Annotated in this window: 19 protein-coding genes; 12 read left to right on the top strand and 7 right to left on the bottom strand. The window is 63.2% G+C overall.

From position 1 onward, the window contains the following. The first annotated feature begins 19 nt into the window (after positions 1–19). Together BM413_RS14845 and BM413_RS14840 are read left to right on the top strand one after the other, a co-directional pair. Complete coding sequence (locus BM413_RS14845; protein ID WP_091914315.1) at positions 20–568, top strand: NADPH-dependent FMN reductase; 549 nt, start codon at positions 20–22, stop codon at positions 566–568. Beyond that, positions 565–1,776, top strand: a complete 1,212-nt coding sequence (locus tag BM413_RS14840; RefSeq protein ID WP_091914313.1) for an MFS transporter — start codon at positions 565–567, stop codon at positions 1,774–1,776. Before BM413_RS14845 ends, BM413_RS14840 begins: the two co-directional genes overlap by 4 nt. Before the next feature lie 4 nt (positions 1,777–1,780). Here BM413_RS14840 and BM413_RS14835 read toward each other — a convergent pair whose 3' ends face one another. Beyond that, positions 1,781–3,220, bottom strand: a complete 1,440-nt coding sequence (locus BM413_RS14835) for a helix-turn-helix domain-containing protein (RefSeq protein ID WP_091914310.1) — start codon at positions 3,218–3,220, stop codon at positions 1,781–1,783. A 416-nt stretch (positions 3,221–3,636) separates the two neighbouring features. Here BM413_RS14835 and aceA point away from each other — a divergent pair, with 416 nt between their 5' ends. The 6 genes from aceA (at position 3,637) to BM413_RS14805 (ending at position 9,715) form a co-directional block, all read left to right on the top strand. Further along, on the top strand, positions 3,637–4,926 hold the full coding sequence (gene aceA / locus BM413_RS14830; protein WP_091914308.1) for an isocitrate lyase: 1,290 nt from the start codon (positions 3,637–3,639) through the stop codon (positions 4,924–4,926). Positions 4,927–4,977: 51 nt separating this feature from the next. Then, the gene (locus BM413_RS14825) at positions 4,978–5,217 is read left to right on the top strand and encodes an SMc00767 family acetate metabolism repressor (RefSeq protein ID WP_091914306.1); all 240 of its coding nucleotides are present in this window, start codon (positions 4,978–4,980) and stop codon (positions 5,215–5,217) included. Between the two features lie 252 nt (positions 5,218–5,469). Further along, on the top strand, positions 5,470–5,928 hold the full coding sequence (locus BM413_RS14820) for a PleD family two-component system response regulator (RefSeq protein WP_244537878.1): 459 nt from the start codon (positions 5,470–5,472) through the stop codon (positions 5,926–5,928). Between the two features lie 102 nt (positions 5,929–6,030). Next, positions 6,031–7,464 carry a glutamine synthetase family protein gene (locus tag BM413_RS14815; RefSeq protein ID WP_091914304.1) on the top strand — a complete coding sequence of 478 codons (1,434 nt, stop codon included), beginning with the start codon at positions 6,031–6,033 and terminating at the stop codon, positions 7,462–7,464. Positions 7,465–7,605: 141 nt separating this feature from the next. Next, a complete protein-coding gene (locus tag BM413_RS14810) occupies positions 7,606–8,892 on the top strand; it encodes an NAD(P)/FAD-dependent oxidoreductase (protein ID WP_091914302.1) in 1,287 nt (428 codons plus the stop codon). A 130-nt stretch (positions 8,893–9,022) separates the two neighbouring features. Further along, positions 9,023–9,715, top strand: a complete 693-nt coding sequence (locus tag BM413_RS14805; protein WP_162931677.1) for an outer membrane protein — start codon at positions 9,023–9,025, stop codon at positions 9,713–9,715. 1,310 nt (positions 9,716–11,025) lie between these two features. Here BM413_RS14805 and BM413_RS14800 read toward each other — a convergent pair. The 3 genes from BM413_RS14800 to BM413_RS14790 form a co-directional block, all read right to left on the bottom strand. Further along, the gene (locus tag BM413_RS14800; RefSeq protein WP_244537877.1) at positions 11,026–11,973 is read right to left on the bottom strand and encodes a cell wall hydrolase; all 948 of its coding nucleotides are present in this window, start codon (positions 11,971–11,973) and stop codon (positions 11,026–11,028) included. 203 nt (positions 11,974–12,176) lie between these two features. After that, positions 12,177–12,926, bottom strand: a complete 750-nt coding sequence (locus tag BM413_RS14795; RefSeq protein ID WP_091914296.1) for an SDR family oxidoreductase — start codon at positions 12,924–12,926, stop codon at positions 12,177–12,179. Between the two features lie 16 nt (positions 12,927–12,942). Beyond that, positions 12,943–14,418, bottom strand: coding sequence for an aldehyde dehydrogenase family protein (locus BM413_RS14790; protein WP_091914294.1), 1,476 nt, complete (start codon positions 14,416–14,418; stop codon positions 12,943–12,945). 198 nt (positions 14,419–14,616) lie between these two features. Between BM413_RS14790 and zwf the strand changes: the two genes are divergently transcribed. The 3 genes from zwf to edd all read left to right on the top strand — a co-directional run bounded on the left by zwf (position 14,617) and on the right by edd (position 18,743). Continuing rightward, positions 14,617–16,086, top strand: a complete 1,470-nt coding sequence (gene zwf, locus BM413_RS14785; protein WP_091914292.1) for a glucose-6-phosphate dehydrogenase — start codon at positions 14,617–14,619, stop codon at positions 16,084–16,086. A gap of 4 nt (positions 16,087–16,090) precedes the next feature. Then, positions 16,091–16,792: a 6-phosphogluconolactonase gene (pgl, locus tag BM413_RS14780; protein ID WP_091914290.1), complete on the top strand. Its 702-nt coding sequence runs from the start codon at positions 16,091–16,093 to the stop codon at positions 16,790–16,792. 127 nt (positions 16,793–16,919) lie between these two features. Then, positions 16,920–18,743, top strand: a complete 1,824-nt coding sequence (gene edd, locus BM413_RS14775) for a phosphogluconate dehydratase (protein WP_091914288.1) — start codon at positions 16,920–16,922, stop codon at positions 18,741–18,743. Between the two features lie 229 nt (positions 18,744–18,972). On the opposite strand, the gene BM413_RS14770 is transcribed toward edd, so the two are convergent. Then, positions 18,973–19,416, bottom strand: a complete 444-nt coding sequence (locus BM413_RS14770) for a MarR family winged helix-turn-helix transcriptional regulator (RefSeq protein WP_197716886.1) — start codon at positions 19,414–19,416, stop codon at positions 18,973–18,975. Positions 19,417–19,493: 77 nt separating this feature from the next. On the opposite strand from BM413_RS14770, the gene BM413_RS14765 reads away from it, so the two are divergent. Next, entirely contained in the window at positions 19,494–20,294 is an 801-nt protein-coding gene (locus tag BM413_RS14765; protein WP_244537876.1) for an SDR family NAD(P)-dependent oxidoreductase, read from the top strand. A 3-nt stretch (positions 20,295–20,297) separates the two neighbouring features. Here BM413_RS14765 and BM413_RS14760 read toward each other — a convergent pair whose 3' ends face one another. Further along, the gene (locus BM413_RS14760) at positions 20,298–21,260 is read right to left on the bottom strand and encodes a GlxA family transcriptional regulator (RefSeq protein WP_091914284.1); all 963 of its coding nucleotides are present in this window, start codon (positions 21,258–21,260) and stop codon (positions 20,298–20,300) included. Positions 21,261–21,327: 67 nt separating this feature from the next. Beyond that, a complete protein-coding gene (gene folD / locus BM413_RS14755; RefSeq protein WP_091914282.1) occupies positions 21,328–22,227 on the bottom strand; it encodes a bifunctional methylenetetrahydrofolate dehydrogenase/methenyltetrahydrofolate cyclohydrolase FolD in 900 nt (299 codons plus the stop codon). Between the last annotated feature and the right edge of the window lie 121 nt (positions 22,228–22,348).

Here is a 22,348-nt window from a genome sequence, read left to right as displayed (position 1 = left end):
AATGGAGTGCCCGCCCAAAATGCCCCAGAAAACAAAGCTCGGCCTGATCTATGGCAGCGCCCGAGAAGGCCGCTTTTGCGACACCATGGTCAATTGGGCGGCAGCCGAGATTGTCAACGACGGGCGGTTCGCCGCAAGCCACATCGACCCGCGAGACCTCGACAGAAGCCGGGCGGAGATCGGGCACAGCCTCGACGAGGCAGACGCCTTCCTGATCGTCACGCCCGAATACAATCACGGCTACACCGGCGCCCTGAAATCGCTGATCGACGCCTACAATCAGCAATTGCAGATCAAGCCCATCGCCTTCGTCTCCTATGGCGGCGTTTCGGGCGGGCTGCGGGCGGTCGAGCAGCTTCGGCTGGTCTTCGCCGAGCTTCATGCCGTCGGCATTCGCGACACGGTGAGCTTCGCCAACCCCTGGAACAGATTCGATTCCACCGGGGCGCTGGTCGAACCGAAGGACGCGCAGCGGGCGATGAAAACACTCCTCGCCCGCCTCCACTGGTGGGCCGTGACCCTGCGCGACGCCCGCGCCACCTCATCTTACTTCGAGGTGGCAGCATGAATGCGCAACTGCCGATCGAGACGGCCTCAAGCCGCCACCCGCACCGCGCCCGCAACATCACGCTGCTGCTGGCGGCGACGCTGACCATCATGTCGGGCGCGACGATCTCGCCTTCCCTGCCGGCCATCCAAGCGCATTTCGCCGGCAGCGACAATGTCGAGATCCTGACCCGGCTGGTGCTGACGCTGCCGGCGCTTTTCATCGTCATCTGCGCGCCCTTCGCCGGTGGCCTTGCCGACCGCTTCGGCCGCCGGCCGTTGCTGATGGCGGGTGCCGTTCTCTACGGGATAGGTGGCATGTCGGGCCTGCTGGCGGATTCGCTTCTGGGCCTGCTGATCGGACGCGCCGCACTCGGCATTGCCGTGGCGGGCGTGATGACGACGGTCACGGCGCTCATCGGTGACTATTTCACCGGCCCGGCGCGCGATCGTTTCATGGGGTTGCAGTCGGCTTTCGTCGGCATAGGCGGGCTGGTCTTCCTGACCGGCGGCGGCTTTCTGGCCGAATTGCATTGGCGAGCACCATTTGCCGTCTATGGCCTTTCGCTCCTGCTGATCCCGGCCATACTGGCCTTCATCAACGAACCCAATCATGCCCGCGCCACGACCGTGGTCGCCGGAGCCGTGGGCACGACGGCATGGCTGGCAATTGCCGCGGTGTATTTCGCTTCCGTTCTCAACAGCGTCGCCTACTATCTGATACCGACGCAACTTCCCTTCTACCTCAATACCATGGGCATTGGTTCGCCCACGCTGGCGGGGTTCGCCATCGGGCTGGGCAACATCGTCAGCGCTGGCGTCTCGCTGTTCTATGCTCCCTTGCGCGCAAGACTGGGCGTGACCGGCATTTTCGGCCTCGCTTTCGGTTTGATGGCGACCGGCTATGCGCTGCTCGGACTGGCAGATTCGCTGCCCACTGTGCTTGCGAGCGCCGGCGTCGTCGGGCTCGGGCTCGGCATGATGATGCCGAACATCGCAGCAGCCGCGATGACCTCAGCCGCACCGGAGATGAGAGGACGCGTTGCCGGCGGCATGACGGCCAGCGTCTTCGCCGGCCATTTCATCTCGCCCTTCGTCAGCCAGCCGATGATCGCGGCATTCGGCTTCGAGCGGACCTACCTCTGTGCAGGCGCTACTGTCGGTGCCGTCGCGATCTTCGCCGCCAGCATGGCGATATTTCGGGCTGCGCGCGTCCCGGCGGTGGGTTGAGCGGCTACTGGAAATCGAAAGCGCTCAAGCCGGTTACCATCTCGTCAAGGCCGAGCGGGCGGGTGACGGGGGGTTCGGCGCGCGACAGGCAGCCGGTGCGTTCGCAGAGCCGGCAGGCGGGGCCGACGGGGGTTGCTGCAATCTGCCCGGCTTTGCCGCCCGAGGCACCGGGAAGTGCGGCGCCGTAGACGATCTCGTCCTTGAAGGCGATGTCGCAGCCAATGAGCAGGGCGGTGCGGCGCGGGCGCTCGTTGAATGCGCCTTGCGGCCCTTCCAGCGTGCGGGCGACGCAGAGGAATTCGGCGCCGTCCGGCATCTCCACTGCCTCGACGAAGATCTGCCCCGGCTGGGTGAAGGCCGCATGCACCGGCAGTTTCGGACAGCCGCCGCCGAAGCGGCTTTGCGGAAAGCCTTGCGCGCCGGCCTTGCGGAAGCGGTTGCCGGCATTGTCGACCTCGAGCATGAAGAACGGCACCGCCGACGCGCCTTGCCTTTGCAGCATGGTCAGCCGGTTTGCCGCCTGCTCGAAGGAGACGCCGAAGCGCGAGCGCAGCACGTCGACATCATAGCGTGAGCGCTGCGCCGCCGACTGGAACGCCTGATAGGGCATCATTAGCGCGTGCGCCGCATAGCGGCCAAGCTCGAAGCGGGCGAGACGCCGCGCCTCGTCAGATGACAGTTTCAGCGATTGGATCTCGGCGGCCACCGCCACCGACATGCGGATGAGGCAGGCTTCCATCGCCACCTCGCGCAGCTGGTCGAAGGGCGACAGGCGCTCGGAAATGAACAGGCGCTGCGAATGGCGGTCGTAGCGGCGGCGCCAGTTGGGCATGGTGGCGACCGGCAGCACCTTTACCACGATGCCGTATTCGCGCCTGAGCCATGCCTTCAGCGCGCCGAACAGGTCATCGCCGGGATCGAGAACGCCAGTAAACGCCTTCGCCTCCTCCTCGATCGCGCCAAAGTGGTTGGGCCGGCGCTCGAAGACCTCATGCACCTCGTCGATGGGCAGCCGTGCGCCGGACAGGGCCGTCGCCCTGCCCTCGCGCGCCAGCAATTCCGAAAGGTCGGACAGGCGTTCGGCCTGCTCACGGTAGGCGCGGAACAGCTTTATCACCGCCGCCGCTGCGTTCGGTGCGCCCTCGGCGATTTCGACGAGTTCCTGGTCGCCCGGCAGTTCGCCGGCCAGCAGCGGGTCGGAAAAGACCTCCTTGAGGGACGCGATCGAGCCCCTCGCCTCACCTTGAAGCTCCTCGGGCTCGACCTTGTAGACGGATGAGAGTTTTAGGATCAGCTGCACCGTCAGCGGGCGCTGGTTGCGCTCGATCAGGTTGAGATAAGATGGCGAGATGCCGAGCCCTTCGGCCATCGCCGTCTGGGTCAGGCCCTTGGCGTTGCGGATGCGGCGGATGCGCGGCCCGGCGAAGATTTTTTGCTCGGCCATCAGTCTCGACCTTCAATACACAAGCGAAAAGAGAGCGTCATCCCGGGCGACCGACGCAAAGCGGCGGGAGACCCGGGACCCATTCCGGTTGTTGGTCTTGGTTCAGGAATGGGTCCCGGATAGTCGGTCTCCGCTACGCTGCGCCCGGCTTCCGGGATGACGGCCGCAGGCCTGTCCCGCGCTGATCTGCAATAACTATTTACAGGCATTGACAAGTTTCTCATCACCAACGGCCTTTACAATTTTTACAAATTTACAACGCGATCCTGTCAAACACAATACAGGTTTTCCCTATTTCCGGCACGATTTTCCCGAATTACCTCGCTTATGTCGCACCGCAATGTAAATTCCGTAACACAGAAGCAGCGGTAAAGCTGCTCCGCCAATGTAACACCGTTGACTGTTCGGAGAAGAATATGACCGATTTTTACAATCTCGTCCCATCCGCGCCGGAAGGCCGTTTCGAAGGCATCGAGCGGCCCTACACCGCCGAGACGGTCAAGAAGCTGCGCGGCTCCGTGCAGATCAAGCACAGCCTGGCCGAAATGGGCGCCAACCGGCTGTGGCAGCTGATCCACGACGAAGGCTTCGTCAACGCGCTGGGCGCGCTCTCCGGCAACCAGGCGATGCAGATGGTCCGCGCCGGGCTGAAGGCGATCTATCTGTCGGGCTGGCAGGTCGCGGCCGACGCCAATACCGCATCCGCCATGTATCCCGACCAGTCGCTCTACCCGGCCAATGCCGCGCCCGAGCTTGCCAAGCGCATCAACAAGACGCTGCAGCGCGCCGACCAGATCGAAACCTCGGAAGGCAAGGGCCTGTCGGTCGACACATGGTTCGCGCCGATCGTGGCCGATGCGGAAGCCGGCTTCGGCGGTCCGCTCAACGCTTTCGAGATCATGAAGGCCTTCATCGAGGCGGGCGCTGCCGGCGTCCACTATGAAGACCAGCTCGCTTCGGAAAAGAAGTGCGGCCATCTCGGCGGCAAGGTTCTGATCCCGACTGCAGCCCACATCCGCAACCTCAATGCGGCCCGCCTTGCCGCCGACGTGATGGGCACGCCGACGCTGGTGATCGCACGCACCGACGCGGAAGCCGCCAAGCTGCTGACCTCCGACATCGACGAGCGCGACCAGCCTTTCGTCGACTACGACGCCGGCCGCACGGTCGAAGGCTTCTACAACGTCAAGAACGGCATCGAGCCCTGCATTGCGCGCGCCGTTGCCTATGCCCCGCATTGCGACCTGATCTGGTGCGAGACCTCCAAGCCGGATCTGGCGCAGGCGAAGAAGTTTGCCGAGGGCGTGCGCAAGCATCACCCGAACAAGCTTCTCGCCTATAATTGCTCGCCTTCCTTCAACTGGAAGAAGCATCTGGACGATGCCACCATCGCCAAGTTCCAGCGCGAGCTGGGCGCCATGGGCTACAAGTTCCAGTTCATCACGCTGGCCGGGTTCCATCAGCTCAACCACGGCATGTTCGAGCTGGCGCGCGGCTACAAGGATCGCCAGATGGCGGCCTATTCGGAGTTGCAGGAAGCGGAGTTCGCTTCGGAAGCCAACGGCTACACCGCGACCAAGCACCAGCGCGAAGTCGGCACCGGCTATTTCGACGCGGTGTCGATGGCGATCACCGGCGGCCAGTCGTCGACCACGGCGATGAAGGAATCGACGGAGCACGACCAGTTCCGCCCGGCGGCAGAGTAACCAAAGCAGAGGAAGCGCCCGAAAGGCGACTACAGGCACGGGAGAAGACCAATGGCAACAAGAACACGCGTCAAGGAGCGGGCCGAGGAACAGTCTTCGGCCATGAATATGGATCAGCAGGCGGTTATCCGTATCGTCGCCAACGATCTGCACCGCCTCAACCAGTCGGTGATGAAGGCGGTGGAGGCCGGCGTCTCGGTCGAGCTCGTGCGCTCGGCACGCCATCATGGCGGCGACGGCAACTGGGGCGACCTGCTCATCCCGGTTATCGTCACCCAGGGCACCCGCTAACGATCGGCATCCGTCAGCCGACAAAACATTTCCAAGGCCTGCTCAATCACTCGCGCGGTTTCGCGCGGGTGATCTTTTTTTAATGCGATTGCCCTTGTTGCGCCTTTGGTCGCAAGCGCGGCGCAGCCAATCCCTTCACTTTTTGCTCACGCTCGCCACGCAATGGTTTTACGCTTGACATGAAGGTCGGGCGTGCGGTTAGTTGCATCATTCCTCAACCATAAATTGAGCTATCGGCGGGCGGGCTAGTGCATGATCAAGTCACGTAGCGACAGCAGCCGTCGCCCGGGCATCGGCCCGACTGACCAGAGTCCCGCTGTTTTCACGGTCGACCTGAGCAAGGTTCTGGTCGTCGGCAAATCGCAGATCAACCGCATCGTGGTTTCCAAGATCGTCGAGAGATCCGGGCTCAGGCCGATTTCGGAAGATCCGGAGACAGCACTCCGAACGCTGCAGACGATGGTGCCGGGCACAGTCGTGCTCGACGGCGGCGTCGACAATACTGACTGCCAGGCGCTCATGGGCCAGCTGGTGACCCTGCGGCGCCTGTCGGGAACGGAAGCGCCCTGCGTGATCCTGCTCTCGACGCGGATCATGGATGCCGACGATCTGTCGGCGCTGACGGCGATCGATGCCGCCGTCGCCAAGCCGATCACGCCCGAACTGCTCCAGCCGGTGGTCGATCGGCTACTGGACCGCTTGCGCGGTTAAGAACCGCGCGTGGCCTCACAAAAGGCCGCGAAAGCCCCCCCCTTTCCTTCCCTGATGGGGCGTGGCTATACTCGCAAATCCGAAATCAAATCCTGGTGATTGATGCCTGCCCCTAAAAAGGAAGCCCGCCCCTCCAAAGCCGGAGGGCGCGCGCGAACCCCCGCCTACGTAAAAAACCTTCGTGGCGTAAAGAACTGGAAGGAAGTCAGCGACTGGCTGGAATGGCGCGGCATCGAAGACATAGAATGCATCACCCCCGACCAGGCGGGCGTGGCGCGCGGCAAGATGATGCCGTCGAGCAAATTCACCTCGAACACCTCGCTGGCGCTGCCCTCGGCGCCCTTCATGATGACGATCTCGGGCGACTACCCCGAAGACGGCAACGGCTTCTCCTATCCGGAAGACGACGGCGACCTGAAGCTGATGCCCGATCTTTCGACGCTCACCGCCGTGCCCTGGGAGGAAGACCCGACGGCGCAGGTGATCTGCGATCTCGTCCATCAGGACGGGCGCGCGGTGGAGTTCACGCCGCGCAATGTTTTGAAGAAGGTCGTTGCCGCCTATGAGAGGAAGGGCTTGCGCCCGGTCGTCGCGCCGGAAATCGAATTCTATCTCGTCCGCAAGAACCCCGACCCGGATTACCCGCTGACCCCGCCCGTCGGACGCTCGGGCCGGCCGATCGGCGGCGGCGCCGGCTATTCGATCGCCGGCGTCAACGAGTTCGACGAGCTGATCGACGACATCTACCATTTCTCCGAAAACCAGGGTCTCGAGATCGATACGCTCATCCACGAAGAGGGTGCCGGCCAGCTCGAGATCAACCTGCGCCATGGCGATCCGATCGAGCTTGCCGACCAGGTGTTCCTGTTCAAGCGCACCATTCGTGAGGCGGCGCTCAAGCACGACACCTACGCCACCTTCATGGCCAAGCCGATCCAGGGCCAGCCGGGCTCGGCCATGCACATCCATCAGTCGATCGTCGATCGCAAGACCGGCAAGAACATCTTCTCGGCACCGGACGGTTCGGAGACCGACGCATTCTTCAACTTCATCGGCGGCATGCAGCGCCATGTGCCGAACGCGCTGGTGATGTTTGCGCCCTACGTCAATTCCTATCGCCGGCTGACGCAGGCGGCGTCCGCGCCGGTCAACACCAAATGGGGCTACGACAACCGCACCACGGCCTTCCGCGTTCCGCGCTCCGATCCGGGCGGGCGGCGTGTCGAAAACCGCATCCCCTCTTCGGATGCCAATCCCTATCTGGCGTTGGCGGGCTCGCTCGCCTGCGGGCTGATCGGCATGAACAAGGGCCTGAAACCCGACGCGCCGATCCTGACCACGGCCAATGAGGACGAGATCGACCTGCCGCGCGGCCTGCTGGAAGCGGTCGATCTGTTCGAGGCCGACGAGGACCTGCGAGCGATGCTGGGCGAATCCTTCGTCGCCACCTACGCCGCCATCAAGCGCGCAGAATTCGAAACCTTCATGGAAGTGATCAGCCCGTGGGAGCGGGAGTATCTGTTGTTGAATGTGTGAGATGAGTGAGTAGTGAGTAGTGAGTAGTGAGTAGTGAGTAGTGAGTAGCAGGGACCGCATGGAGACAGCATTGCAAGTTGACGTTTTCGGCAGCGCAGTCTGTGCTGCCACCACTCGCTATTCACTACTCACTACTCACTAATGACTCACCACTCCCCCATCTCCCCCGGCCATTCCTGGTACGAAGCGACGGCCGGCGAGCGGCCGGTCTATCCGGCGCTGGACGGCGATCGCAGTGCCGATGTTGTCATCATCGGCGGCGGCTTTACCGGGCTGTCGGCAGCGGCCCATCTGGCCAAGGCGGGCACCAATGTCGTGCTGATCGAGGCGCATCGCTTCGGCGATGGCGCGTCGGGGCGCAATGGCGGCCAGCTTGGCACCGGCCAGCGCGCCTGGGCCGAAGACCTCGAGGCCGAACTTGGTCTTTCGCGCGCCAAGGCGCTGTTCGAACTCGCCGAGGAAGCCAAGGCACATCTGCTGGAGTTCTCGGCGGCCAACAATATCGAGATCGACTTCATGCCCGGCCAGTTGTCGGTGGCGCACAAGAAGCGCTATGTCGACGACTACAAAGCCCATGCCGAGATCATGGCGACGCGCTTCGGCTATGAGCACATCTCCTTCATGGACGAGAAGGAGACGGCGGAGCGGCTCGGCTCGACCGCCTATTTCGGCGGCACGCGCGACACCGGCACCGGTCATATTCATCCGCTGAAACTGGTCATCGGCACCGCGCGCGTGGCCGCGGCGGCAGGCGCGCAGCTTTTCGAGAACACGCCATCCACCGGCATCGTCTCCGCCGGCGGCAAGGTGCGCGTGACGACGCCGACCGGCACGATAACCGCCGACAAATGCCTGATCGCGGTCAATGCCTATGGCGGCAACCTCGAGCCGGTGAGTGCCGCCCATGTCATGCCGATCGGCTCCTTCATCGGCGCGACCGTGCCGCTGGGCACTGAGAGCCCGGTCATTCCGGGCGGCGAATCCGTCGACGATTCCCGCTTCGTCGTGCGCTATTTCCGCAAATCCAGGGATGGCCGGCTGCTGTTCGGCGGGCGCGAGGTCTATGGCGTCGATGATCCCAAGGACATCCACATTCATATCCGCAAGCAGATCGCCGAGCTCTATCCGGCCTTGAAAGATGTCGAGATCACCCATGGCTGGGGCGGCTATGTCGGCATCACCGTGCCGCGAAAACCCTATGTGCGCGAAGTCATGCCCAATGTCATTTTCGCCGGCGGCTATTCCGGCCATGGCGTCATGCTGTCCAACTTCGTCGGCAAGCTCTACGCCGAGACCATCGCCGGAAACCGCGACCGGCTGAAATTGTTCGAAGACCTGAAAATCCCGCCCTTCCCCGGCGGACGGCGCTTCCGCGCGCCGCTGATGTTCCTCGCGCTCAACTGGTTCGCGCTGCGGGACAGGTTCTGACACCTCTCGTTTTAGTGATCAGGCCCCCGAGCACTGTTGCGCAGGTGTGACAGCCAAAGCGCCGGATTTGGGCTAAGGTCGCTTCATCACGTCGGGTGGCGTGGGGTATTCGCATGTGCAGGAGGCAGCCTTGACCAAAGGGTTTGCGCGCGCTGCGGTTCTCGCAGCACTTCTTTCCACCGGAACGGTGGCCTATGCCGCTGACGTCGTGGAGCCCGAAGCACCGGCTCCCATTGCCGAAACACCGATCTTCAGCTGGACCGGCGCCTATGTCGGTATCGTCGGCGGCTATAATTGGGGCAAGACCGACTGGACCTTCACGGACACCGGCGACAACAACGATTTCGACACCAATGGTGGCTCGGTCGGCGGCACGGTTGGCTACAACTATCAATTCCCCAACAATGTCGTGCTCGGCCTTGAAGGCGATCTCTCCTGGTCGGGCGCCGATGGCAGCGTAACCTGCCCGAACCCGACCTTCTCCTGCGACTCGGAAGTGAAATGGTATGGCACGGTGCGCCCACGCCTCGGCTATGCCTATGACCGCTTCCTGCCTTACATCACCGGCGGCGCGGCCTTCGGCAATGTCGAGCTGACGACCCATGACACGGCGACGGGCAATAGCGTCAGCGACGACCAGACGCGGTTCGGCTGGGCTGCCGGCGTCGGCCTCGAATATGCCTTCACCGACCAGTTCACCGCCAAGCTCGAATACCTGCACATCGATCTCGGCAAGGACGACTACTCGCTGGATGGCGGCACGCCTGTCGAAGCCAAATGGAAGTCCGACGGCATCCGCCTTGGCTTCAACTACAAGTTCTAACGAACCGTCTCATTGGCTGAACTCCCCCCGGCGCTCGCGCCGGGGTTTCTTTTTGCGCGGGCTCGTGCGGCATGCGGGAAGGTGGCTAGGGTCTTGGTGCGAGGGGCGACTAGCCGTGAAGTCGTCATTCTGGACGCTGCCATTCAATGTCGACGACTGGCGAAGGCAGTCCTGACGTCGTCATCCCGAAAACCGGAGCGATGCGAAGGTTATCCGGGACCCATTGGCCGCAGCATCGTCAGGCGCGGCCCGGTCCTGAGGTTGACGCGCGTTCTGCACCGTTAAAGCTCTCTGCCGTTCCGGCATGGGTCCCGGGTCTGCGCATTCGCTTCGCTCATGCTCCACCCGGGATGACGAAGGGAGGGGTGTCGCCGCTAATCGCAAACGTTGCTAAGACCAGAGACGCAATTGCTGCGCCCCAGCGTTGACGATCAGCGAAGGCCAAACATGCAGTTCGTCATCCCGGAAGCTGGAGCGAAGCGAAGGCTATCCGGGATCCATTGATCGTAGCATCGTCAGGCACGGCCCGGTCCCGACCCGCGTTCTGTACCGTTGAAGCTCTTCTCCATTCAGGCATGGATTCCCGACACTCTCCGCTCGTTCCTCGCTCACGAGGTCGAGAATGACGAATTGCATTTGGGCTTGCCGCCAATCTCAGGCGTTGGCGGTTTGGCGTTGGCGGCTTAGCGTTGACGGTTTGCGAAGGCGGCATATAACAAGCTCGTCATCCTCGGTCGAAGCACGAGCGAAGCGAAGGGCGAAGACCCGGGGATCCATGCCGGAACCTCGGTGAAATGTACCGCGGTGCAGAACTGCCGAAGCTGAAACCAGCGGAAACTGTGGGAAAGATTTCCACCCGATTTCCCAGCAACCCATTGTTTCCGCTCACACCACACACTTTCTCACGCCCGATTTTTCCACACCCTTCGAGCATCTTTCATAATCCAGCCAGTTCCTCCCGCGGGAACGCCGGTCGCGACGGTGATCTGTGGGGAGGAACCGGCGCTTCCGTCTTGCGGCAAACGTAGCAGCAAGGCCGGGGAGGTTCCGTCCAAGGGTTCCCCTGCGGGTAATACGGCCCGCGCGTGCTGGACGAGCACATAGGCCCTGCAAACCAAAAGGTTTGCAGGGCGCAGCGGAACGGGCGGGAACAGAAATCGCCGGCGGGGCGCGGACGTCGCGCCACGTACTAAACATTAGGAAGGCACGGCCATGCGCCCCGCTTCCCACCCTCGTAGAGGGAGTTCTTTGACAATGGCCAGATGCGAAAGCAGGCGTGGCGACGATAAAGTGCGCCGCCGCGCCACCTCTTACTCCACTGCCGGCATCGGCCGCGTCTGGGAGGCGATCATGGCGCCGATGGCGTCGACTGCCTTGGGATCGGCCTCATAAGACATGGCTGTCTGCGCCAGGTCAGACGGCTGCGGCGCCTCGGACGGCAGGGACGGCGTGGCTTCCGCCATCTGCGGCGCAGAGGCTTCGGGCTTCGTGTCCTGCACAAGAATCCGAGGCCCCTTGCCTGTGGTGCCTGGCTGCATCGCTACCGGTCCGGCGTCGTCGGACCGGCCATTTCGGGCAACAAGCCGTGCGCCCTTTGCAGAGGTGGATGCGCGCGTCTCGACCGGCGCGGAATCCTGCGAACGGGCGCTTTGCGCAACGACACGCGGTCCGTTTTCGGTCATGGCAATCTTCGTTTCGACGGGAGCGGTTGCCTGCGCCGTCGTCTCCTGCACGCCGGGAAGCGGGCTGGCTTCTGCGACCTGGGTCTCTTCGACCGCCGGCTTTGCGCGGCGCCGGCTGCGCTTTTCGTAAAACTCGTTGCCGCCGGCTTCCAGCACGTAGTGCATGTTCTTATAGGGGAAGCGCAGGCCGGCGGTGTGGAAGAACATGGCGCTCTGCACCTTCGGGTGGCGCTCGCCCTTCAGCACGGAATCGGCTGCATCGACCACATCGGGAAGCGCCTTGGAGTCCATCCGGCGCGACAGCACGCCGGGCGCGAACTGGCCCTTCTGGCCGACGACCTGACAGACGGTGTTGCCGTATTCGCCGGATTGCAGGCGGTTCATCACCACCGTGCCGACGGCGACAAGCCCCGACCGGCTCGAGCGGTTGGATTCGAAGAACATTGCGCGGGCGAGACATTCCTTGTCCTTGGCCGTGTAGGCATAGGACGTTTTGGACGATGTCTTGCCGAGGGACGCGGTCTTGAGGCCATCCGACAGACCGCCAGCGCCTTGCGTGGTGCAACCAGCAAGCACGCAACCGGACACGACGGTGCCGAACGCAAGAAACGTCCTCCACCTTGGGAGATTTAGCAAGCGGGCCCCTTACTCCTTAGTCGTCCCCAGCCCAGAATCGAGATTGTGTATTTTTCAGGCTAAAAGATGGCGAAAGCCTTAACCATGTCAGCTTTCGCTTTTTTCACGCACCGGAGAGCTCGGCAACGAGGCAGGATCGCCGGCTAGATGCAGCGGCCGCCGTCCACCTCCAGCGCCACGCCGGTGATGAATTTCGCTTCGTCGGAAGCCAGCCAGAGAGCAGCATTGGCGATGTCGAGCGGCGTTGACAGGCGGCCGAGCGGGATCGAGGCGCGGAACTTGGCGCGAAGCTCGGGCGTGTCCTCGCCCATGAACTGCGCCAGCATTCCCGTTTCGCCGGCGACAGGGCAAAGGCAGTTGACGCGGATGTTCTTCGGCGCGAGTTCCACCGCCATCGACTTGGTCGCGGTGATCGCCCAGCCCTTGGAGGCGTTGTACCAGGTCAGGCCGGGACGCGGGCGCACGCCGGCGGTGGATGCGGTGGTGATGATGGAGCCGCCGCCCTGTGCGTCCATGATCGGCACGACGGCGCGGGCGGCGTGGTAGATCGCCTTCATGTTGACGGCGGTGATGAGGTCGAAAACATCCTCCTCGACCGCCACGAGATCACCGTTGCGATGGGTGTAGCCGGCATTGTTGACCATGATGTCGATGCGGCCGAACGCCTTCATGGTCGTCGCGACCAGTTCATCGAACTCGGATTTCTGCGACACGTCGGTCTGCACGAAGATCGCCTGGTGCCCGATCTCGGCGGCAACGTGCTCGGCGCCCTTCACATTGAGATCGGCGACGACGATTTTTGCGCCTTCCTCGGCAAAGCGCTTGGCCATGCCCTCGCCGAAACCCGCTGCGGCACCGGTGATGATCGCGACCTTGTTCTTCAGACGTTGCATGGTGTTCCTGGTTCTCCTACCCGTGATTAAAAACAACCGTCTTTGTGGCCGACATATCGTAAAGCGCCTCGAAACCTTTCTCGCGGCCATGGCCGGACTTCTTGAAGCCGCCGAAGGGCAGTTCGATGCCGCCGCCGGCGCCATAACCGTTGACGAAAACCTGACCGGCACGCACGCGCTTGGCGACGCGATGCTGGCGCGCGCCGTCCTTCGTCCAGACGCCGGCGACGAGGCCGAAGTCAGTGCCGTTGGCAAGACGGATGGCTTCTTCCTCGCCCTCGAATGGAAACAGCGTCAGCACCGGCCCGAACACTTCGTTCTGGGCGATCGCTGCTGCCGGATCGACCGAGCCGAACAGGACCGGTGCCTGATAATAGCCTTCTGCGGGCGCGTCAGGATGGATCGAGCCGCGCGCCAGGATCGAAATACCGGCCTCTTCCGCCGCCGCGATCACGCCGGCAACCTGGCTCTTCTGCTTGGGATTGATGAGCGCGCCGAGATCGAGATCGGCATCATGCGGGCCGGCGACGAGCTTGGAGAACCGCTCTGCAAGGCCGGAGGCAATGCGGTCGTAGACCGGCTTTTCGATCAGCACGCGGCTGCCGGCCGAACAGGTCTGACCGCCATTCTGAATGATCGCGTTGACCAGAACGGGCAGTGCCGCCTCGATATCGGCATCGGCAAACACGATCTGCGGCGACTTGCCGCCAAGCTCCATGGTGACGCCGCGGTTGTTGATGGCGGCGGCCTGCTGGATCGCGGTGCCGGTCATTGGCGAGCCGGTGAAGGTGACGTAATCGACCAGCGGATGCGCCGAAAGGGCTGCCCCTGCATCGCTGCCGTAGCCGGTGACGACATTGAACACGCCGGCTGGAATACCGGCCTCCAGCGCCAGTTCGGCAATGCGGATCGTGGTCAGCGAGGCGTCTTCAGCTGGCTTGACCACCAGCGTGTTGCCCATGGCAAGGGCAGCACCGGCAACGCGTGCAAGGATCTGCAGCGGATAGTTCCAGGGAATGATGCCGGCGACCACGCCATGCGGCTCGCGCAGGGTCAGCGCCGTGTAGCCCTCCAGAAACGGGATGGTGTCGCCATGGATCTTGTCGGCAGCACCGCCGTAGAACTCGTAATAGCGCATGGCGCCGTTCACATCCGCCCTGCCCTGCCGGATCGGCTTGCCGGTGTCGCGCGATTCGAGTGCGGCGAGCTCGGTGCCGTTTTTTTCGATGAGCTGGAACAGCCGGGTCAGGCAGCGCCCGCGCTCGACAGCCGGCATGCGGCTCCATGGCCCTTCATCGAAGGCGCGGCGGGCGGACTGCACGGCGCGGTCGACATCTGCGGCACCGGCTGCGGGAATTGAGGCGAAAACCTTGCCGTCCGAGGGGCACCGCACGTCAATCCGTTCACCCGACAGCGCATCGACCTGCTTGCCGTCGACGATCTGCATGAAGGCGCGGCCTTCCGCCACGGTTCTGGAAAGATGCGTTCCCATCGCAATTCTCCTTTGGAAATCGTCACGCTCAAGTCTTATGTTGCGTTTGCGAACAGACCGGAGTGACTATTGCCTGCGCAGAAACGCCCCGGTTGGACCAGTGTCAAGGTTGAAGCTGTGACAGTCTGACACTGGTAATTTTAAATCGATTAGATTAATAGACGGCGGACTCACCGCCGTCGTGAACACGGAACTGCAATGACTAGCCAGATCATCCCCGTCGAAGCCTTCGACCTTGTCGTTTTCGGAGGCACGGGCGACCTTGCCGAGCGCAAGCTTTTGCCGGCGCTCTACCAGCGCCAGCGCGCCGGGCAATTCTCCGAACCCACGCGCATCATCGGCGCCTCGCGCACGACGATGACCGACGAAGAGTATCGCGCATTCGCGAGCAAGGCGATTTCCGAGCACGTAAAGGCGGAGGAAATCGACCCCGCCCAGCTCGAAAGCTTTATTGCGCGCCTCAACTATGTGGCCGTCGATGCGAAGACGGGTGAAGGTTTTGCCGATCTCAAGAACGTGGTCGGTGACAGCAAGAACGTGCTGGTCTTCTATCTGGCGGTCGCGCCGGCCCTGTTCGGCGATATCTCGACCCATTTGAAGGCCAACGACCTCGTTACGCCGACTGCGCGCATCGTCATGGAAAAGCCGATCGGCCGCGATCTGGCATCGGCGCGCGAACTGAACGACCAGATTGGCAAGGTCTTCTCCGAGCAGCAGATCTTCCGCATCGACCATTATCTCGGCAAGGAGACGGTGCAGAACCTGATGGCGCTGCGCTTCGCCAATGCGCTCTACGAGCCGCTGTGGAATTCGGCCCATATCGACCACGTCCAGATCACCGTGGCCGAGACGGTCGGCCTCGAGGATCGCATCACCTATTACGACAAGGCCGGCGCGCTGCGCGACATGGTGCAGAACCACATGCTGCAGCTTCTGTGCCTTGTCGCCATGGAAGCGCCCGCCTCGATGGAAGCGGACGCAGTGCGCGACGAAAAGCTGAAGGTGCTGCGCTCGCTGAAGCGTATCAACGGGCAGGAAGCGCCGAAATCGACCGTGCGCGGACAGTATCGCGCCGGCGCGTCTGCCACAGGCCCGGTGAAGGGCTATGTCGAGGAACTCGGCAACGGCGAGAGCGACACCGAAACCTTCGTCGCCATCAAGGCCGAGATTGCCAACTGGCGCTGGGCCGGCGTGCCGTTCTACCTGCGCACCGGCAAGCGGCTGGCCTCGCGCGTTTCCGAAATCGTCATCGAGTTCAAGCCGATCCCGCATTCGATCTTCGAGGAAAGTGCGGGCAATGTCATCGCCAATCAGCTGGTGATACGTCTGCAGCCCGACGACGGCGTCAAGCAGTGGATCATGATCAAGGATCCGGGTCCGGGCGGCATGCGCCTGCGCAACGTTGCGCTCGACATGAGCTTCGCCGAGAGCTTCCAGGAGCGCAACCCGGACGCCTATGAACGCCTGCTGATGGACGTCATCCGCGGCAACCAGACGCTGTTCATGCGCCGCGACGAAGTCGAGGCGGCGTGGAAGTGGATCGACCCGATCCAGGGCGCCTGGGCCGATAGCCATCAGGAAACGCAGGGCTACACCTCGGGCACCTGGGGTCCGTCTGCCTCGATCGCGCTGATCGAGCGCGATGGCCGCACCTGGCACGAGAGCTGAGCGCATGGACGCGGCCACCCGCAACTGGCACGAATTCGCCTCGTCCGAGACACTGGCGCTGGCGCTTTCCGGCACCGTCGCCAAGGTTCTGAGTGATGCGATTGCGGCTAACGGAAAGGCGACACTCGCCGTTTCCGGCGGCACCACGCCCGGCCTGTTCTTCCGCACGCTTTCGCGCGAAAAGCTTGACTGGGCCAAGGTGACGGTGACGCTCATTGACGAGCGTTTCGTGCCGGCGGATTCGCCGCGCTCCAATGCCGGACTGGTGGCCGCGAATCTTCTCCAGAACGATGCGGCAGCCGCAAATTTCGTCGGCCTCTATTCCGAGGCCGGTAACGTCCAGAGCGCGGCACAGCGCGCCAATGATTCCATCGCCCGCAGCGCACTGCCTCTTGATGCCGCGATCCTCGGCATGGGCGGCGACGGCCACACGGCCTCGTTCTTTCCCGATGCCGGCAACCTGACCGCGCTGCTCGACCCGGCCTCGAAATCGAACGTGCTGCCGGTTCATGCGGCGAGTGGCATCGAGCCACGCCTGACGCTGTCCCTGCCGCGCATTGCCGAAGCCGGCTTCATTGCCCTGCACATCGAAGGTGCGGAGAAGCGCCGCGTGCTGGAAGCAGCCTTTGGGACTGAAGAGCATCTGCCCGTGCGCGCAGTCTTCGATCATGCCCGCACGCCCGTCCAGGTGTTCTGGGCGCCGTAATATTTCTGCATGCCGAGCCGGAGAACGCTCCTCCACGTTTTCTGCGGCATGTTCCAGACCATGATCCCGAAGACGGGAGCCGGTTTCGAAAAGGTCATGGTCAAACAACAAGGTAGGACCGAGAGCCATGACCGCGAGAAGCGATATCGAAGCCATCACCAACCGCATCCGCGAGCGGTCCAGAGGCTCGCGAGAGATTTATCTCGGGCGCATCACGGAGGCCTCCAGCCGCTCGGCCAACCGCGCTGTGCTCTCCTGCGGCAACCTCGCCCACGGCTTTGCCGTGTGCAGCCCGTCGGAAAAAATCGCGCTCGGCGGCGACAAGGTGCCCAATCTCGGCATCATCACCTCCTATAACGACATGTTGTCGGCGCATCAGCCCTTCGAAACCTTTCCGCAAATGATCAAGCAGGCGGCCCGCGAAGTTGGCGGCATCGCGCAGGTGGCGGGCGGCGTGCCGGCCATGTGCGACGGCGTCACCCAGGGCCAGCCGGGCATGGAGCTTTCGCTGTTTTCGCGCGATGTGATCGCCATGGCAGCGGCCGTCGGCCTCAGCCACAACATGTTCGATGCCGCCGTCTTCCTCGGCGTCTGCGACAAGATCGTGCCGGGGCTGCTGATCGGGGCCCTGACCTTCGGCCATCTGCCGGCGGTGTTCATTCCCGCCGGGCCGATGACGTCAGGCCTGCCGAACGACGAGAAGGCCAAGGTGCGGCAGCTCTATGCCGAGGGCAAGGTTGGCCGCGCCGAACTGCTTGAGGCGGAATCGAAGTCCTATCACGGCCCCGGCACCTGCACCTTCTACGGCACGGCCAATTCCAACCAGATGCTGATGGAGATCATGGGCCTGCACACGCCGGGCGCCTCCTTCGTCAATCCGGGCACGCCGTTGCGCGATGCGCTGACCAGGGAAGCCGCCAAACGGGCACTGGCGATCACCGCGCTCGGCAATGCCTACACGCCGGTCGGGCGGATGATCGACGAGCGTTCGATCGTCAATGGCGTCGTCGGCCTGCACGCCACCGGCGGCTCGACCAACCACACGATCCATTTGCTTGCCATGGCGGCGGCGGCAGGGATTAAGCTGACCTGGCAGGATATTTCCGATCTCTCCGACGCGACCCCGCTTCTGGCCCGCGTTTATCCCAACGGCCTCTCCGACGTGAACCATTTCCACGCCGCCGGCGGGCTCGGTTTCCTGATCCGCGAACTGCTCGACGCCGGCCTGCTGCATGAGGATGTGCAGACCGTGTGGGGCGAAGGCCTGCGCCCTTATGCGGTCGAAGCCAAGCTCGGCGCAGACGGCAGCGTCACCCGCGAAGCCGCCCCCAAGCTCAGCGGCGACGAAAAGGTATTGGCGCCCTTCGCCAAGGCATTTCAATCAAATGGCGGCCTGAAGATGCTGTCGGGCAATATCGGCCACGCCGTCATCAAGACGTCTGCCGTCAAGCCGGAACGCCGCCTGATCGAGGCACCCGCCGTGGTACTCGACAGCCAGCAGGCGCTGAATGACGCCTTCAAGGCAGGCGAACTCGACCGCGATTTCGTCGCCGTCATCCGCTTCCAGGGCCCCCGCGCCAACGGCATGCCGGAACTGCACAAGCTGACGACCATTCTGGGCATCCTGCAGGACCGCGGCCATAAGGTGGCCCTTGTCACCGACGGCCGCATGTCGGGCGCATCCGGCAAGGTGCCGGCGGCAATCCATGTGACGCCCGAAGCGCTGGAAGGCGGACCGATCGGCAAGATCTGCGACGGCGACATCGTGCGGCTTGATGCTGATAACGGGACGCTGGAAGTGTTCGTGTCCGAGACAGAGCTGAAGGCGCGCAAGGTGCCGCTGATCGACCTTACCGGGAACGAGTACGGCTTTGGGCGCGAGCTGTTTGCCGGCTTCCGCCAGATGGCCGGCCGCGCCGACCAAGGTGCGAGTGCATTCGGGATGGCTTGAGGGCGGGTGGCTTGCTTCTCGTTGAGGGCAGGCACTTGCGGAGGGACCCCCACCCCTAGCCCCTCCCCACAAGGGGGAGGGGGATTTTTGCGCGCCTCGCCCAGCCCAACGTTTCTCGTGACAACAGCGACGAAATCGTCCCCCTCCCCCTTGTGGGGAGGGGTTAGGGGTGGGGGTACAACCGCCACTCAGGTCTGTCAGATCAATACCCTGCTTCCTTAGCGGAGCATCACTTACCCGCGCGAACGCTATGCAACGCCTCCGCATATGCAGTCAGCCCCGCCACGACGAGGTGGCGCTGGTCCTGCGAAAGATGCCGGAAGGCCGCAGCGACCTGATTTTGCCCAAAGCTGTCGATTGCCGCGAGCGTCGCCTTTCCGCGCGTCGTCAGCGTCAGGAGTTTTGAGCGGGCATCGCCGGGGCTTGTCCGCTCTTCGATTTCGCCGGTATCGATCAGCTTGCGCAGCATCCGGCTGACGCTGGATTTTTCGAGGTTGAGGATTTCGCTGAGCATGCCGGCAGTCATCGCCTCGTTGCCGCCAATCTCGATCAGCGCGTGAACGGCGGAAATCGGCAGGCCGCTTGAGGCAAGTGTGGGCCTCATGAAACCGAGTTCGCGCACGAGCTTGCGCGAGGAATCGCGGACCTTTTCGATCTCTTCGTTTTCCAGCATTCATGATCCTCTTGTTTATAATTAGTTGTATGATACAACTTTCATGAATTCAATCCGAATTGCGTGGAACGGGTAGCATGTCGGTAGAAACCTTGAACCTAAACGAGCAAGCAGCACATGCCCGAATGGCTGGCCGCGTCTGCCTGATCACCGGCGGCGGCAGCGGCATCGGACAAGCGACTGCACTTAAGATGGCGGCGGAAGGAGCGGCGGCAGTGGTCATCGCCGGACGCCGCGCCGAGGAAGGCGAAGCCGTGGCCGAAGCCTGCCGCGCCGCCGGAGCGAAAAGCCTGTTCGTGCGCACGGATGTGACCCAGGACGAGGAAGTCGAGCATCTGGTGCGCACGACAGTCGAGCGGTTCGGGCGGCTGGATGTCGCCTTCAACAATGCCGGCTATCAGGAACGGCCAGGGCCGCTGGAGACGCAGAGCACCGAGACATTCGACGCGGTGTTCGACACCAATGTGCGGTCGGTGTTCGTGTGCCTGAAACAGCAGCTGGCGGTGATGCTGCCGCAGGGCAGCGGGCGCATCGTCATCAACACCTCGGTCAGCGGTGTGCGCAATCCCAATCCCGGCTTCGCGCTCTACTCGGCCTCCAAGGCAGCGGTGATCTCGCTGATGCGCTCCGCCGCGATGACCTATGCATCGCGCGGCGTGCGCATCAACGCCGTCGCGCCCGGCCGGGTGGTGACAGACATGATGAAGCTGGCAGCGTCCGGCGTCGGAGGATTGGAGGCGGTGGCGGCTGGGCTGCCGCTGCGGCGCATGGGCGAACCCGAGGAAGTGGCGGAAGCCGTTGTGTGGCTTGCATCGGACCAGTCGGCCTTTGTCGTCGGACATGTGCTGGCGGCAGATGGCGGCTTCCTCGCCGCTTGAGCCTCAGTAGGTCGTGCGGCGCTCTTCGCTGGGCGGGCGGCCGAATTGCAGGCGATAGCTCTGGGCGAAATAGGAATGCGAGGTGAAGCCGGTCGCGATCGCCACGTCGAGGATCGGCATGTTGGTCTGGCGCAAAAGTTCGCGCGCGCGCTCCAGTCGCAGGCGCATGTAGTAGCGGCCCGGCGTGACGGTGAGATGGCGCAAAAACAGGCGCTCTACCTGCCGCACCGACAGCCCCGCAGATTTCGCAAGTTGCACGGCAGAAAACGGCTCGTCGAGATTGTCGGCCATCAGTTCGACGATCTTGCGCAGCTTTTCCGATTTGCCGGTCAGATCGCGCTCCGGCCCGACGCGCTGGCGGTCTCCGGCAGAGCGGATGCGCTCATGCTGGAACTGGTTGGCGACGCCGTTGGCGATGTTGGAGCCGAAATCGGTGCGGACGATCTCCAGCATCAGGTCGATCGAGGTGGTGCCACCGGCGCAGGTATAGCGCTTGCGGTCGATCTCGAAGACGTTGCCGGTGCAGTTGATATCGGGAAAACGTTCCATGAAGCCGGCGCGGTTTTCCCAATGGATGGTGCAGCGGTGGCCTTCGAGCTGGCCGGCCTCGGCCAGCAGGTAGGAGCCGACCGAGAGCGCGCCCAGCGTGCCGCCCCGGCGGCCCCAGTTACGCAACGCGCCGAGCACCTTGCTCTTGCCGGGGAATTCCGTGGTCAGGCCGACGCAGACGAACAGGATATCGACCGGCGGCACGTCGGCGACGCTGTAATCGACCTTCAAAGGCAGGCCGTTCGAGGCAATGACGGAATCGCCGTCGGCGGAGACAGTCGTCCAGCCGTAATAATCCTGGCCGAGCAGACGGTTCGCCGAACGAACCGTGTCGATCGCGGCTGCCAGGGAAAACATCGAGAACTTGTCGACCAGCAGGAATGCGAACTGCCGGCCGCCTTGAACCAAATCGGCCATGGGCGGCATATCTACCGGAACGGGAAGCTTCGGCAAAGATGCCACCTGCGTTTGGGCTGAAAGATAGTCAGAAAGACGGGCGTTCGATGCCTGCGGTGAGACTAGCAGAGACGAGCGTGTTTGCCATCAGCATGGCGATGGTCATCGGGCCGACGCCGCCGGGTACCGGCGTAATCGCGCCCGCGACCTTCGCCGCCTCGGCATAGGCGACATCGCCGACGAGCCGCGACTTGCCCTCGCCCTTTTCGGGTGCCGGAATGCGGTTGATGCCGACGTCGATGACGGTCGCGCCCGGCTTGACCCAGTCGCCCTTGATCATCTCCGGACGGCCGACAGCTGCGACCAGAATATCGGCGGTGCGAGCGATGGCAGGCAGGTCCTGGGTGCGGCTGTGGGCGATGGTGACGGTGCAGTTGGCGGCCAGCAGCAGATTGGCCATCGGCTTGCCGACGATGTTGGAGCGGCCAACGACGACCGCGTTGAGACCGGAGAGGTCTTTGCCGCGCACGCGCTCGATCAGCAGCATCGAGCCGGCGGGCGTGCAAGGCACGAAGGCCGTCGCCAGTTCGCCGGTACCGAGCTTGCCGACATTGATGAAGTGGAAGCCGTCGACATCCTTTTCCGGCGCTATGGTCTGGATGACCTTGCCGGCATCGACGTGGTCTGGCAGCGGCAGTTGCACCAGAATGCCGTGAATGGCCGGGTCGGCGTTGAGATCGCCGATAAGTTTCAGAAGCTCGGCTTCGCCGGTGTCGGCGGGCAGCGTGTGCTGGACCGAGTGGAAGCCGCATTCCTTGGCCTTCTTGCCCTTGGAGGAGACATAGACCTGGCTGGCCGGATCCTCGCCGACGATGACCACGGCAAGGCCGGGTGTCACGCCGTGCTTGGCCAACAGATCGGCGGTCAGGCGCTTGACCGTTGCGACAACATCTTCGGCCACCAGCTTGCCATCGATCACTTCAGCCATTTATTTCCTCCTATGCATTTTTCTTGCATGGTAAGCATATCCGTATAACAGGCATAGTCACGAAAAATTCGCGGCGCAATCCCGTCAATACGGCACGGCGTGCCGCTAACGTGAAACCCGG

Source organism: Mesorhizobium sp. YR577 (assembly GCF_900116595.1).
GTDB lineage: Bacteria > Pseudomonadota > Alphaproteobacteria > Rhizobiales > Rhizobiaceae > Mesorhizobium_M.
Note: the sequence above shows the minus strand (reverse complement) of the source record. Positions and strands in the feature narration are given on the sequence as shown.

What these genes read in the sequence shown, in the direction of transcription:
- pgl (WP_091914290.1), top strand. Translation starts at nt 16,091, where the DNA reads ATGGACGCGGCCACCCGCAACTGGCACGAATTCGCCTCGTCCGAGACA.
- zwf (WP_091914292.1), top strand. Translation starts at nt 14,617, where the DNA reads ATGACTAGCCAGATCATCCCCGTCGAAGCCTTCGACCTTGTCGTTTTC.
- BM413_RS14760 (WP_091914284.1), bottom strand. Translation starts at nt 21,260, where the DNA reads ATGGCCGATTTGGTTCAAGGCGGCCGGCAGTTCGCATTCCTGCTGGTC.
- BM413_RS14820 (WP_244537878.1), top strand. Translation starts at nt 5,470, where the DNA reads ATGATCAAGTCACGTAGCGACAGCAGCCGTCGCCCGGGCATCGGCCCG.
- edd (WP_091914288.1), top strand. Translation starts at nt 16,920, where the DNA reads ATGACCGCGAGAAGCGATATCGAAGCCATCACCAACCGCATCCGCGAG.
- BM413_RS14815 (WP_091914304.1), top strand. Translation starts at nt 6,031, where the DNA reads ATGCCTGCCCCTAAAAAGGAAGCCCGCCCCTCCAAAGCCGGAGGGCGC.
- folD (WP_091914282.1), bottom strand. Translation starts at nt 22,227, where the DNA reads ATGGCTGAAGTGATCGATGGCAAGCTGGTGGCCGAAGATGTTGTCGCA.
- BM413_RS14835 (WP_091914310.1), bottom strand. Translation starts at nt 3,220, where the DNA reads ATGGCCGAGCAAAAAATCTTCGCCGGGCCGCGCATCCGCCGCATCCGC.
- BM413_RS14840 (WP_091914313.1), top strand. Translation starts at nt 565, where the DNA reads ATGAATGCGCAACTGCCGATCGAGACGGCCTCAAGCCGCCACCCGCAC.
- BM413_RS14770 (WP_197716886.1), bottom strand. Translation starts at nt 19,416, where the DNA reads ATGCTGGAAAACGAAGAGATCGAAAAGGTCCGCGATTCCTCGCGCAAG.
- BM413_RS14825 (WP_091914306.1), top strand. Translation starts at nt 4,978, where the DNA reads ATGGCAACAAGAACACGCGTCAAGGAGCGGGCCGAGGAACAGTCTTCG.
- BM413_RS14765 (WP_244537876.1), top strand. Translation starts at nt 19,494, where the DNA reads ATGTCGGTAGAAACCTTGAACCTAAACGAGCAAGCAGCACATGCCCGA.
- BM413_RS14810 (WP_091914302.1), top strand. Translation starts at nt 7,606, where the DNA reads ATGACTCACCACTCCCCCATCTCCCCCGGCCATTCCTGGTACGAAGCG.
- BM413_RS14795 (WP_091914296.1), bottom strand. Translation starts at nt 12,926, where the DNA reads ATGCAACGTCTGAAGAACAAGGTCGCGATCATCACCGGTGCCGCAGCG.
- BM413_RS14790 (WP_091914294.1), bottom strand. Translation starts at nt 14,418, where the DNA reads ATGGGAACGCATCTTTCCAGAACCGTGGCGGAAGGCCGCGCCTTCATG.
- BM413_RS14845 (WP_091914315.1), top strand. Translation starts at nt 20, where the DNA reads ATGCCCCAGAAAACAAAGCTCGGCCTGATCTATGGCAGCGCCCGAGAA.
- aceA (WP_091914308.1), top strand. Translation starts at nt 3,637, where the DNA reads ATGACCGATTTTTACAATCTCGTCCCATCCGCGCCGGAAGGCCGTTTC.